Annotated in this window: 9 protein-coding genes; 3 read left to right on the top strand and 6 right to left on the bottom strand. The window is 67.8% G+C overall.

The window, feature by feature from the left end; all coding sequences use genetic code 11:
- Positions 1–1,237: DEAD/DEAH box helicase family protein (locus tag FEF15_RS05645; protein WP_163558186.1), on the bottom strand; the 1,237-nt coding region annotated here is incomplete at its 3' end.
- Positions 1,238–1,418: 181 nt separating this feature from the next.
- Positions 1,419–2,918, bottom strand: a complete 1,500-nt coding sequence (locus FEF15_RS05650) for a CoA-acylating methylmalonate-semialdehyde dehydrogenase (protein WP_163558187.1) — start codon at positions 2,916–2,918, stop codon at positions 1,419–1,421.
- Between the two features lie 224 nt (positions 2,919–3,142).
- On the opposite strand from FEF15_RS05650, the gene FEF15_RS05655 reads away from it, so the two are divergent.
- Positions 3,143–4,099 carry a LysR family transcriptional regulator gene (locus FEF15_RS05655; RefSeq protein ID WP_163558188.1) on the top strand — a complete coding sequence of 319 codons (957 nt, stop codon included), beginning with the start codon at positions 3,143–3,145 and terminating at the stop codon, positions 4,097–4,099.
- Positions 4,100–4,290: 191 nt separating this feature from the next.
- The gene (gene katG / locus FEF15_RS05660) at positions 4,291–6,471 is read left to right on the top strand and encodes a catalase/peroxidase HPI (protein WP_163558189.1); all 2,181 of its coding nucleotides are present in this window, start codon (positions 4,291–4,293) and stop codon (positions 6,469–6,471) included.
- A gap of 96 nt (positions 6,472–6,567) precedes the next feature.
- On the opposite strand, the gene FEF15_RS05665 is transcribed toward katG, so the two are convergent.
- Together FEF15_RS05665 and FEF15_RS05670 are read right to left on the bottom strand one after the other, a co-directional pair.
- A complete protein-coding gene (locus FEF15_RS05665) occupies positions 6,568–8,052 on the bottom strand; it encodes a protein adenylyltransferase SelO (RefSeq protein ID WP_163558190.1) in 1,485 nt (494 codons plus the stop codon).
- Positions 8,053–8,165: 113 nt separating this feature from the next.
- A complete protein-coding gene (locus FEF15_RS05670) occupies positions 8,166–9,029 on the bottom strand; it encodes a LysR substrate-binding domain-containing protein (protein WP_163558191.1) in 864 nt (287 codons plus the stop codon).
- A gap of 105 nt (positions 9,030–9,134) precedes the next feature.
- On the opposite strand from FEF15_RS05670, the gene FEF15_RS05675 reads away from it, so the two are divergent.
- Positions 9,135–10,019, top strand: coding sequence for a DMT family transporter (locus FEF15_RS05675; protein WP_163558192.1), 885 nt, complete (start codon positions 9,135–9,137; stop codon positions 10,017–10,019).
- A 24-nt stretch (positions 10,020–10,043) separates the two neighbouring features.
- On the opposite strand, the gene FEF15_RS05680 is transcribed toward FEF15_RS05675, so the two are convergent.
- Together FEF15_RS05680 and FEF15_RS05685 are read right to left on the bottom strand one after the other, a co-directional pair.
- A complete protein-coding gene (locus FEF15_RS05680; protein WP_163558193.1) occupies positions 10,044–11,309 on the bottom strand; it encodes a TRAP transporter large permease in 1,266 nt (421 codons plus the stop codon).
- Positions 11,306–11,872 (bottom strand): TRAP transporter small permease subunit, encoded by a 567-nt coding sequence (locus FEF15_RS05685; protein WP_163558194.1) that lies wholly within the window; start codon positions 11,870–11,872, stop codon positions 11,306–11,308. Before FEF15_RS05685 ends, FEF15_RS05680 begins: the two co-directional genes overlap by 4 nt.
- Positions 11,873–11,877: the final 5 nt, after the last annotated feature.

Raw genomic sequence — 11,877 nt, forward strand, 5'->3', positions numbered from 1 at the left:
AATCAACAGGATACGCCACCCTTCCTACCTCCTCCCATACACCAGACTTGAGCTTAACTCGGCCAGCCACCCAGAGCTCGCCGAAATTCTGATCACGGAGCACGGTGCGAAAGCAGGCCTGTGCCTGCTCCAGAATCTCCTTGCGGTGGGCGACTAACAGCAGCGGCACCCGACGTCCCTCCTGCTCGCAGCACCGTTGATAGTCCAGCGCCGAGATAACGGTTTTCCCGGTGCCGGTCGCCGCTACCACGAGGTTGCGCCAGGAGTCACGCTGACGCGCTGCCTCTAAGGCCTCCAGGATGCGCAACTGGAAAGGCCGCGGCGTGATCTCGGCGAAGAAAGCCGCCCCGCGGCGGTCGCGCTCCTTGTGGGCCGCGATCGCCTGCCTAAAGCGCGCGAAGTCGTCCAGAGTGTAGGGCTCGAACTCGTCGCTTTCCCAGTAGGCGGAGAATTCGGCGGCAAATCGGTCAAGGATATGTCCCATATCCTGCTCGGTGACCTTGACCGTCCATTCCAGGCCTTGGGTCATCGCCGAGTGGGACATGTTTGCCGAGCCGATATAGGCAGTGGAAAACCGGCTCGCACGCCGGAAGTGGTAGGCCTTGGCATGCAGCCGGGTGCCACCGGTGTCGTAGGAGACGCGCACGCTGACGTTGGGCTGATGAGCCAACCACTCCAGCGCCGTCGGATCACTGGCGCCCATGTAGCTCGTGGAGATCAGCCGCACCGGCACGTCGCGCTCGACCAAGCGCTCGAAGGCCGGCATCAAGAGCCTCAGGCCCGACCACTTGATAAAGGAGACCAGAATATCGACGCCGTCCGCCGTCGCCATTTCCGCTCGCAGCTCATGCTCCAGCGGCGGGTCATGGCCCAGGCCCGTCAGCAGCGTGCTAGTGGAGAGCGGGGTGGCGGGGCGCGGCAAGGAGCGGCTACCCTGCCCCACCTCAGTGAGCAGTGGTTTATCCGTGCTGAGCAGCCGCTTGCGGCTCACATAGTCGAGCCCATCCGTCGCCGATACCAGCTCGATGATGCGATTCAAGAGAGGAAGTCGCTGCTGGGCGTCAACGATGCGCAGCGCACGGTGCAGTAGCTGGCCGACAAACTGGGCGTAGGCATGGGGTGCCGTTTCATCATCCAGTGAGCGGAGCATTGGCTTCAGCTCGGGGTGCGCATCCAACTGCGCTTTCAGCTCTTCATCGAGTAGCCGTTCGTAAAGGCCTTCCGGTAGCCGATCCATGCCGTACCCTGATTTTCCTTTCGGATGCCGACCACGGTAGCAGCAATTGGCGAGTTATGGGGGCCTTTCGCTCAGCACAGCAGTGCTCCTTCAACGGAGGGCTCAGGCTCCAGAAAGCACACGGCCCCGCCTCTGGCGAGGCGGGGCCGTGGTGATGCCAGTCGTGACTGGGCGAGGAACGTCAGCTCAGCGAGATGGTGCTGTTGATGCCGCTGGAGACGTTCTCCGGCTCGTACCAGCGCGCGGTGACCGTCTTGGTCTGGGTCCAGAAGGCGATGGCCTGCTTGCCGTTGGGGCCCAGGTCGCCGAGCTTGGAGCCGCGCGAGCCGGTGAAGCTGAAGTAAGCCACCGGCACCGGAATCGGCACATTGATGCCCACCTGACCGACGTCGATGTCGGTCTCGAAGCGGCGCGCCACCCAGCCGGAGTTGGTGAAGATCGAGGTGCCGTTACCGTTGGGGTTGGCGTTGATGAACTCGATCGCCTCGTCCAGGGTGTCGACGCTGACCACGCAGAGTACCGGGCCGAAAACCTCTTCCTGGTAGATGGTCATCTCTGGCTTGACGTCGGCGAACACGGTGGGGCCGACGAAGTTGCCGTTCGGGTAGCCCTCCACCTCGCAGCCCCGGCCATCGACCAGCAGCTTGGCACCTTCCTGCTCGCCGGCTCCGATCAGGCGCTCCACCCGCTCCTTGGCCTGTGGCGAAACCAGCGGGCCGAGGTCGGCATCGGCCTGGGTGCCGGGGCCCACCTTCATGTTGCGGGCGCCCTCGACGATGTCGTCGAGCCACTCGCGGGCCTCGCCCACCAGCACCACCACGGAGTTGGCCATGCAGCGCTGGCCGGCGGCGCCGAAGGCCGAGCCCAGCAGGTTGTTGATGGCCTGGCTGCGGTTGGCATCGGGCATGACCACGCAGTGGTTCTTGGCCCCCATCATCGACTGCATGCGCTTGCCGGCGGCAGCGGCGCGGTTGTAGAGCAGCGAACCGACGTGGGTGGAGCCGATGAAGGAGAGCGCCTTGATGTCCTGGTGATCGGCAATCTGGTTGGCCACATCGGGACCGCCGTGCACCACGTTGAGCACCCCGGCGGGAATGCCCGCCTCGTGGGCCAGCTCGACGAGGCGAATGGTGGAGCTGGGGTCCTGCTCGGAGGGCTTGAGCACGAAGGTGTTGCCGGTGGCGATGGCCAGCGGGAACATGAAGCAGGGCAGCATGATCGGGAAGTTGAAGGCGGTGATGCCGGCGCCCACGCCCAGCGGCTGGTTGAGGGTGTAGACATCCACCTCGCTCGCCGCATTCTCGGCCAGCTCGCCGAGCTGCAGGGAGGTGATCGAGCAGGCGTGCTCCACCACCTCCAGGCCACGACCCACCTCGCCGGCGGCGTCGGGCAGCGTCTTGCCGTGCTCTTCGGTGATCAGGGCGGCCAGCTCGTCGGTGTTTTCGCGGATCAGCGCCTGGAACTTGAGCATGATGCGCTGACGCTTGGCCAGCGGCACCTTGCGCCACTCCTTGAAGGCTGCCTTGGCGCTGGCCACGGCGCGCTCGACCTCCTCGGCAGTGCAGAACGGCACCCGGGCGACCACTTCCTGGGTCGCCGGATTGACCACGTCGCGCCACTCCTGGCTCTGGGACGGGACGGCCTGGCCGTCGATGTATAGGGGAATCTCGCGAACGGACATGGTGGCGTGCTCCTCTCTCGAAAGGACTTGCTGTTGTTGTGGAACCTGTTGTGGAAACGGTTGTAGCGACTGTTGCGCTGACACGGCGTGCGATTAGACTTTATGTGTATAAAAACACGAACTTCGTTACCATCGAGTCTATCCAGAGGTCGGATGGCGTGACAACGGGCAGTCGGGCACATTGCTTGTGCGCCATTGCACAATAACGCCATGGGAGCCATGACATGCTCGACTGGCAGGATATTCACATCTTTCTCGAGGTGGCGCGCAGCCAGCGCCTCACCGATGCCGCCCGCCGCCTGGGGCTGGATCACTCCACGCTCTCCCGACGCACGCGCCGTTTCGAGCAGCAGCTCAACACCCAGCTCTTCGAGCGTAGCACCCACGGCTATCACCTGACCGAGGCGGGCCAGCAGCTGCTCGCCCATGCCGAAGAGATGGCCCGCCACGCCTTCGAGGCGAGCGAAAGCCTCACCGACAAGAACCATCAGATCAGCGGCCAGATCCGCCTGGGGGTGACCGAGGGTTTCGGCACCTGGGTGATCGCCCCGCTGCTCTCCGCCTTCTGCGCCCGCCACCCCGGCGTGACCCTGGACCTGCTCGCCCTGCCACGGGTGGTCAACCTGAGCCGCCACGAGGCGGATCTTGCCATCACCGTGGAGCGGCCGGCGAGTCCCGGCCTGGTCATCTCGCGGCTGTGCGACTACCGGCTGCGCCTCTACGGCAGCCGCGACTATCTCGCCCGCCACGGCAGGCCCGAGACCCTGGCCGCGCTGGGTCGGCATCGGCTGATCGGCTACGTGGACGACCTCATCTTCAGCGAGCAGCTCAACTACCTCGACCCGCTGCTCGACCCGGCGGTGGTCGGGCATCCCGGCCCGCACTTCGCCATGCGCAGCACCAGCGTGACCACCCAGCACGCCGCTTGCCTGCACGGCGCAGGGCTCGCCGTGCTGCCCTGCTTCATGGCGGAAACCAGTGCGCCGCTGGCCAGGGTGCTGGCCGACGAGGTGGCCATCGACCGCCAGTTCTGGATCACCGCCCGCCAGGAGCAGCGTCGCCTGGCGCGGGTACGGCTGCTGTGGGACTTCCTGCGCGATGCGCTGGACGCCAACCGCGCCTTCCTGATGGGCGAGGCACGCACCCTGGCGATGCCGGCTCTCGCTTCCAATAAACGATAGCTATCGACACGGTCGGTAATGTCACATTGAGCTAATGGACTGCCGAGGAGTAACTTGAAGTCACAGACCAAGACGCCCCAACCGTCACGCCGTTGGGTGACCGATGGTTGATCGGGCTCATTGTCCCGCAGGACTGCCATCGTCTATACACAGGTAGCAGTTCCCACAACGCAGCCAGATTGGAGAGCGATATGGGTGATCAGCAGAACGCCGGCAAGTGCCCTGTGATGCACGGCGCCATCACGTCGGAAAGTCGCGACAACATGGACTGGTGGCCGGAGGCGCTGAACCTCGACATCCTGCATCAGCACGACCGCAAGACCAACCCGATGGGCGAGGACTTCGACTATCGGCAAGAGGTCAAGAAGCTCGACTTCGACGCCCTCAAGAAGGACCTGCACGCCCTGATGACCGACAGCCAGGCGTGGTGGCCGGCCGACTGGGGCCACTACGGTGGCCTGATGATCCGCATGTCCTGGCACGCGGCGGGCACCTACCGCGTGGCCGACGGCCGCGGCGGCGGCGGCACCGGCAACCAGCGCTTCGCGCCGATCAGCTCCTGGCCGGACAACGCCAGCCTGGACAAGGCGCGTCGCCTGCTGTGGCCGATCAAGAAGAAGTACGGCAACAAGCTCAGCTGGGCCGACCTGATCATCCTGGCCGGCAACGTGGCCTACGAGTCCATGGGCTTGAAGACCTTCGGCTTCTCCTTCGGCCGCGAGGACATCTGGCACCCCGAGAAGGACACCTACTGGGGCGCCGAGAAGGAGTGGCTGGCCCCCTCCGACGAGCGCTACGGCAACGTCGACAAGCCCGACACCATGGAGAACCCCCTGGCCGCGGTGCAGATGGGCCTGATCTACGTCAACCCGGAAGGCGTGAACGGCAACCCCGATCCGCTCAAGACCGCCGAGCAGGTGCGCGAGACCTTCAAGCGGATGGCGATGAACGACGAGGAGACCGCGGCCCTGACCGCCGGCGGCCATACCGTGGGCAAGACCCACGGCAACGGCGATGCCGAAGCCCTCGGCCCGGAGCCCGAGGCGGCCGACGTCGAGGAGCAGGGCTTGGGCTGGAAGAACCCCAACATGCAGGGCAAGGCCGCCAACGCGGTGACCTCCGGCATCGAGGGCGCCTGGACCAAGTACCCGACGAAGTTCGACATGGGCTACTTCGACATGCTGCTCGACCACGAGTGGGAGCTGAAGAAGAGCCCCGCCGGTGCCAACCAGTGGGAGCCCGTCGACATCAAGGAGGAGGACAAGCCGGTCGATGCCAGCGACCCCTCCATTCGCCACAATCCCATCATGACCGATGCGGACATGGCGATGAAGATGGATCCCATCTACCGGGAGTACATGGAAGAGTTCCGCAAGGATCCCGAGTACTTCCAGGACGCCTTCGCCCGGGCGTGGTTCAAGCTGATCCACCGCGACATGGGGCCCAAGTCGCGCTACATCGGCCCGGAGGCCCCGGAGGAGGACCTGATCTGGCAGGATCCGGTGCCGGCCGGCAGCAGCGATTACTCCGTCGAGGCGGTCAAGAAGAAGATCGCCGAGAGCGGTCTGACCATCGGCGAGATGGTCGCTACCGCCTGGGACAGCGCGCGCACCTTCCGTGGCTCCGACATGCGCGGCGGCGCCAATGGCGCGCGCATCCGCCTGGCCCCGCAGAAGGACTGGGAAGGCAACGAGCCGGAGCGCCTGGCCAAGGTGCTGAATGTCTACGAGCAGATCGCCGCCGAGAGCGGTGCCAGCGTAGCCGATGTCATCGTGCTGGGCGGCAGCGTGGGCATCGAGCAGGCCGCTAAGGCCGCCGGCCACGACATCCTCGTGCCCTTCTCGCCGGGCCGCGGCGACGCCAGCGACGCAATGACCGACGCCGACTCCTTCCAGTACCTGGAGCCGCTGGCCGATGGCTTCCGCAACTGGCAGAAGAAGGAGTACGTGGTCAAGCCGGAGGAGCTGCTGCTCGACCGCGCTCAGCTGTTGGGCCTCACCGCCCCGGAGATGACCGTGCTGATCGGTGGCATGCGCATGCTGGGCACCAACCATGGCGGCACCCAGCACGGCGTGCTCACCGACCGGGAAGGTCAGCTGACCAACGACTTCTTCGTCAACCTGACCGACATGGGCAACGCCTGGAAGTCGGTGGGCAACAATCTCTACGAGATCCGCGACCGCCGGACCGACCAGGTGAAGTGGACCGCCAGCCGCATCGACCTGGTGTTCGGCTCCAACTCCATCCTGCGCTCCTACGCCGAGGTGTACGCCCAGGACGACAACCAGGAGAAGTTCGTCAAGGACTTCGTCGCCGCCTGGACCAAGGTGATGAACGCCGACCGCTTCGACCTGGAGAAGCTCCAGGGGTGATGACGGGCCAGGCCAGACGTCCCGCCTGGCCAAGCTGGCGAGACAAGCGAGACGCCCGGGTTTTCCCGGGCGTCTTTTTTTGCTTCATTGCAGAATTCAGGTGCCGCAGAAGGTGCGCAGCACCCGCTCCTTCGGCGCGGCCGGGCGGGTATACGCCTCTCGGCCGGGCTGCTCGGTGAAGGGGGCGGCCAGCACCTCGCGCAGTGTCTCGAAGGGGCCGAAGTCGTCCTCTTCGGCGGCAGTGATCGCCGCCTGCACCTGGTGGTTGCGGGGTATGTAGAGCGGATTGGCGGCCTCGAGGCGAGCGGCGATCTCGCTTGCCGCCACGTCTTCGCTTGCCAGGCGCCGGCGCCAGCGCACGAGCCACTCGCGGATGCCTTCCTCATCCGGAAAGAGCGTCAGCAGCGCCGGGGCATCCTCGCCCACCGCCTGGGCCAGGTAGCGGAAGCTCTGGGTGAAATCGGCCCGGGCGGTGTGCATCGTTTCCAGCAGCGCCTCGACCAGCTCGCGGTCGCCCTCCTCTTCACGCACGAGCCCCAGCTTGCGGCGCATCACCGCCAGCCACGCTGCCTCGTACTGCCCCTCATAGGCCTTGATCACCGCAGTGGCGCGTTCGATGGCGCGCTCCTGATCGCGGTCGATCAGCGGCAGCAGCGTCTCGGCAAAGCGCGCCAGGTTCCACTGGGTGATCCAGGGCTGATTGCGGTAGGCGTAGCGCCCGCCCTCGTCGATGGAGCTGAACACCGTCTGCGGATCGTAGCCCTCCATGAAGGCGCAGGGGCCGTAGTCGAGGGTCTCGCCGGCAATCGAGCAGTTGTCGGTGTTCATCACCCCGTGAATGAAGCCGAGCCCCATCCACTGGGCCGCGAGCGCCGCCTGGCGCTCGGCCACCGCCTCCAGCAGCGCCAGGTAGCGCTCGCCCTCCTCCCTGCCAGCCAACTCGGACTCGAGAAGGTGTGGAAAATGACGCTCGATGGCGTGGTCGGCCAGGGTGCGAATCGCCTCCTCGTCGCCCCGCGCGGCGAAGTACTGGAAGGTGCCCACCCGCAGGTGGCTCGCCGCCACCCGGGTGAGAATCGCCCCGGGCTCGGGCAAGGTGCGGAAGACCCGCTCGCCAGTGGTCACCGCCGCCAGGGCGCGGGTGGTGGGCACGCCCAGGGCGTGCATCCCCTCGCTGACCAGGTACTCACGCAGCACCGGCCCCAGCGGCGCCCGGCCGTCAGCGCCCCGCGAGAAGGGCGTGGCCCCGGCGCCCTTGAGCTGGATATCGCGCAGCCGCCCGTGGCGGTCGGTCACCTCGCCGAGCAGCACGGCGCGGCCGTCGCCCAGGCGCGGCACGAAATTGCCGAACTGATGGCCGGCATACGCCTGGGCGACGGGCTCGGCCCCGCGTGGAACCACGTTGCCGGCGAACCACACCGCCGCCTCCTCGGCATCGAAAGCCGCTAGATCGAAGCCCAGTTCCTCGGCCAGCGGGCGGTTGAAGGCGATCAGGCGCGGCTCGGGCACCGGCAGCGGCGTGAAGGGCGCGTAGAAGCGTTCAGGCAAGCGGGCATAGCGCAGGGTGAACTCGGGGAACATGATGGCTCCAGTCGGCAGCTGAGCGACAATCGATGGCTGAATAACCGAGTATATCGCTCGGGTTTGTCCCTATCGACCCATGACCCGGGGCTGCGGGTTCCCCGGCATGGTGCTCAGCCTTCGGGCGAGAGCTGCTCGCGGATCAGCTCGGCGAGCCGCCGGGCCGGCTCGGTGGGCCGGCGCGCCGCGCGGTGCAGGGCCAGTTCCACCGCCGGCAACGGCGGCAAGCCGCTGCTCTCGTCCAGGGCCCGCAGCGGCGGGCTGAGCATGTTGCGCGTCACCACCACGATGGCCAGCCCCGCCTGCACCACCGGGGCCAGGCCGGCCATGGACTGGCTGGTATAGGCCACCCGCCAGTCGCGGCCCGCGGCAGCCAGCGCCTGCTCGGCCACCTCGCGGAACAGGTCGGCGCCCGGGGAGTAGAGCGCCAGCGGCAGCGGGTCGGAGAGGGCGGGTTGACGCTCCAGCCCCACCGCCCAGGCCAGCGGCTCGCGGCGGATCATCTCGCCGCCCGGCGAGTGACGCTGGCGGGTCACCAGGGCCAGGTCCAGTTCGTCGGCGCGCACCTGCGCCACCAGGTGAGCGCTGGTGCCGCATGTCACCTGCAGGCGCACGTCGGGATAGAGCTGGTGGAACCAGGAGAAGACCGCGGTGAGCAGCGGCGCATAGTCCTCGGGAATGCCCAGATTGAGCTCGCCGGCGATCCGCCGCGCACGCATGTCGGCAAGTGCCTCGTCGTTGAGCGCCAGCAGTCTCCGGGCATGGCCCAGCAGTCGCTCCCCCTCGGCGGTGAAGCGCAGTCGTCGCCCCTCCCGCTCGTGCAGGGTCACGCCCAGCGCGCGCTCCAGCCGGCCAAGCTGCATGCTCACCGTGGACTGGGTGTAGGCGAGGCGCCGAGCGGCGGCGGTGACGCTGCCGGTATCGGCAACCGCCACCAGGGTGCGCAGCAGGCTCAGGTCGAGGGTCGGAGCGCGCATCGATACATCACCAGACTTGATGGATTAGATCAATAAAGATCGATTTTGTGATGATTGTGCACCGGTTAGGCTGGCCGCGTCATCCCAAGGCAAGGAGGTCACGCCATGCAGATCCAGACGCCCCTTCTCGACCGTTCCACCCGGTTCGGCGCCGGCGCGGCGGCGCTGGCGGTGGTGCTCTGGGCGCTGGTGCCGCTGCTGGTGACCGCCGCCGGAGCCGTGCCGCCCCTGCGGCTGTCGGCGCTGGTGCTGCTTGCCGGTGCGCTGGCCACCCTGCCCATGGCGCACCGCCATCGCCACGACGCCGCGCCGCTCCCCCGGACCCAGGGAGTCGTGATCTACGGGGGCGTCTCGCTGCTGGTGGCAGGGGCGGTGGGTGCCTGCTTCGCCAGCCTGTCGCTGGCGCCGGCCGCCGAGGCGGCGCTGATCACCTACACCTGGCCGGTGCTCTTCCTGCTGGCGAGCCAGTGGCTGACAGAGCGCCGCCTGACCCCGACCACCCTTGGCGGGGCCGGGCTGGCCTTCTCGGGCGCCGCCCTACTGGTGGCGCCCCAGGCGCTTGCCGGCGGGCTCTCCGGGGCCTGGGAGGGCTATCTGCTGGCGCTGGTGGCGGCGCTGTGCTGGGCGCTCTATTCGCTGGCCTGCCAGGTACCGGGGTGGCAGCTCGCCGCGCGCATGCCGCATCTGCTGCTGGTTGCCAGCCTGATCACCGGTGCGGCCAGCCTTCCGCTGGAGGGGGTGAGCGCGCTGCCCTCACCCGCGGCGCTGCTGGCCCTGGCCGCCCTGGGGCTGGGCCCCTACGGCATCGCCATGCTGGCCTGGGATCGCGCCCTGAAAGCGCCGCACGGCCAGCGCCTGGGCAACCTGGCCCACGCCGTACCGGTGCTCGCCACCCTCTTTCTGGTGCTGGCCGGGGTCGCCGCCCCCGACTGGCGACTGCCGGTGGCCGCCGGCCTGGTGGTGTGGGGCAGTCTGACGGCGACCCGGTAGGCCCCGGTTCCGCGTAAGGCCGGTTCAGCGGCCGATCAGGGCGTTGGTCAGCCACGGCTGCCAGGCCAGCAGCACCAGGGTGGCCAAGCTCGCCAGCAGGAAGGGCAGCAACGCGCGGAAGATGCGCAGCGGCGGGGTGCCGGTCATCGACGAGGCGATGTAGAGCCCCGCCCCCACCGGCGGCGTGAGCAGGCCCAGCACCAGGGTCAGGCACACCACCACGCCGAACTGGTAGGGGCTGACCCCGAACTGCTGCTCGGCGATGGGCAGCAGGATCGGCACCACCAGGATCAGCGCAGCAATGCCGTCGATGATCATGCCCACCAGCAGCAGCACGCCCACCAGCAACAGCAGGAAGAGGAAGGGGTCGGTGGTCAGGGCGGCGATCCAGGCCGCGGCGAGCTGGGGCAGCTCCTCGTAGACGATCACCCAGCCGAACACCCCGGCGGCGGCGATCAGCATGATCACCAGCCCCGCGTTCACCGCCGTGCGCTGCAGCACCGCCGGCAGGCTCGCCAGGCGCAGCTCGCCGTAGAGAAAGCGCCCCAGCAGCAGCGCGGCGAGCGAGGCCAGCGCCGCCGATTCGGTGGGGGTGGCCAGCCCCAGCAGGATGCCGCCGATGATGATCAGCGGGATGGCGAGCGCCGGCACACCCATCACCAGCGCCCGGCGCGCCTCGGCGCGGCTCGGCCAGCGCCCCTTGGGGTACTGCTGGGTGAAGCCCACCACGGCGATGGTGAGAAAGAAGGCCAGGCCGAGCAGCAACCCCGGCAGGATGCCGGCGATGAACATCTCGGCGATGGGCACCTGGGCCATCACCCCGAACAGCACGAAGAGCATCGAGGGCGGGATGATCGGCGAGAGCAGCCCGCCGGCGGCGGTGATCGCCGCGCTGTAGGGGCGGTCGTAGCCCTCCGCCTCCATGGCCGGGACCATGGCCCGCGACATGATGGCGATCTGCGAGGCCGCCGAGCCGACGATCGCCGCCATCATCATGTTGGCCACCAGGTTGATATAGGCCAGCCCGCCGCGAAAGCCGCCCACCAGCAGCCGCGCCAGGTCGATCAGCCGGCGAGTCACCCCGCCCTCGTTCATCAGCTCGCCGGCGAGCATGAACAGCGGGATCGCCAGCAGGCCGTAGCTCTCGATGGCGGCGAACAGCTGCTGGGGATACGACTCGAACAGCACCGTGTTGCCCGAGGCCTGGATGTAGACCATGGCGGTGAGCCCCAGCACCAGGGCGATGGGCACGGCGCCCAGCAGCAGCAGCACAAAGACGGCGATCGTCATGGCGTCGCTCCCGGCGGCCGGGGCGCGCGACTCGGGTCGCGCAGGCCACGCAGCGCCTCACCCAGGTTGACCAGGCCGTGGAAGGTCAGCGAGGCGGCGAACCAGGGTACCACCAGCCACACCCAGAACTTCTTGATGCCCAGGGTCTGGGTGTTCTCGGCGTAGATGAAGTTGAAAGTCTCGCCCTGGAAGGCGCCGACGTCGAAGCTCAGCCGGGCCAGGGTGAGCGGCTGGAACCAACGCCAGCACAGCCACAGCAGCAGGACGGCGAACAGTAGCACGGCGAGGTCCACGAACGCCGTCAGCAGGCGCTGACCGAAGCTCGGCAGCGCCTCGGCGAGCAGCGTCACGGCGATGCCGCGGCGCCGCTTGAGCACCGCCGCGGCGATCAGGAAGGTCATCCAGATCATGGCGTAGATGGCCAGCTCGCTGACCCAGTAGAGCGGGCTGCCCGCGGCGCGAAAGGCCACGTTGAGCAGGATCAGCAAGGTGACCGCCGCGGCCAGGGCAGCGGCGACGATCTCCTCCAGGCGCGCCAGGCGGTCGGAAAGGCGAGACAGCATCGGCT

The organism is Halomonas sp. NO4 (assembly GCF_010994375.1).
Classification (GTDB): Bacteria; Pseudomonadota; Gammaproteobacteria; order Pseudomonadales; family Halomonadaceae; genus Halomonas.

Bases quoted from the DNA above. Each gene is read 5' to 3' on its own strand.
- FEF15_RS05675 (WP_163558192.1), top strand. From the start codon at position 9,135: ATGCAGATCCAGACGCCCCTTCTCGACCGTTCCACCCGGTTCGGCGCC.
- katG (WP_163558189.1), top strand. From the start codon at position 4,291: ATGGGTGATCAGCAGAACGCCGGCAAGTGCCCTGTGATGCACGGCGCC.
- FEF15_RS05670 (WP_163558191.1), bottom strand. From the start codon at position 9,029: ATGCGCGCTCCGACCCTCGACCTGAGCCTGCTGCGCACCCTGGTGGCG.
- FEF15_RS05680 (WP_163558193.1), bottom strand. From the start codon at position 11,309: ATGACGATCGCCGTCTTTGTGCTGCTGCTGCTGGGCGCCGTGCCCATC.
- FEF15_RS05685 (WP_163558194.1), bottom strand. From the start codon at position 11,872: ATGCTGTCTCGCCTTTCCGACCGCCTGGCGCGCCTGGAGGAGATCGTC.
- FEF15_RS05665 (WP_163558190.1), bottom strand. From the start codon at position 8,052: ATGTTCCCCGAGTTCACCCTGCGCTATGCCCGCTTGCCTGAACGCTTC.
- FEF15_RS05655 (WP_163558188.1), top strand. From the start codon at position 3,143: ATGCTCGACTGGCAGGATATTCACATCTTTCTCGAGGTGGCGCGCAGC.
- FEF15_RS05650 (WP_163558187.1), bottom strand. From the start codon at position 2,918: ATGTCCGTTCGCGAGATTCCCCTATACATCGACGGCCAGGCCGTCCCG.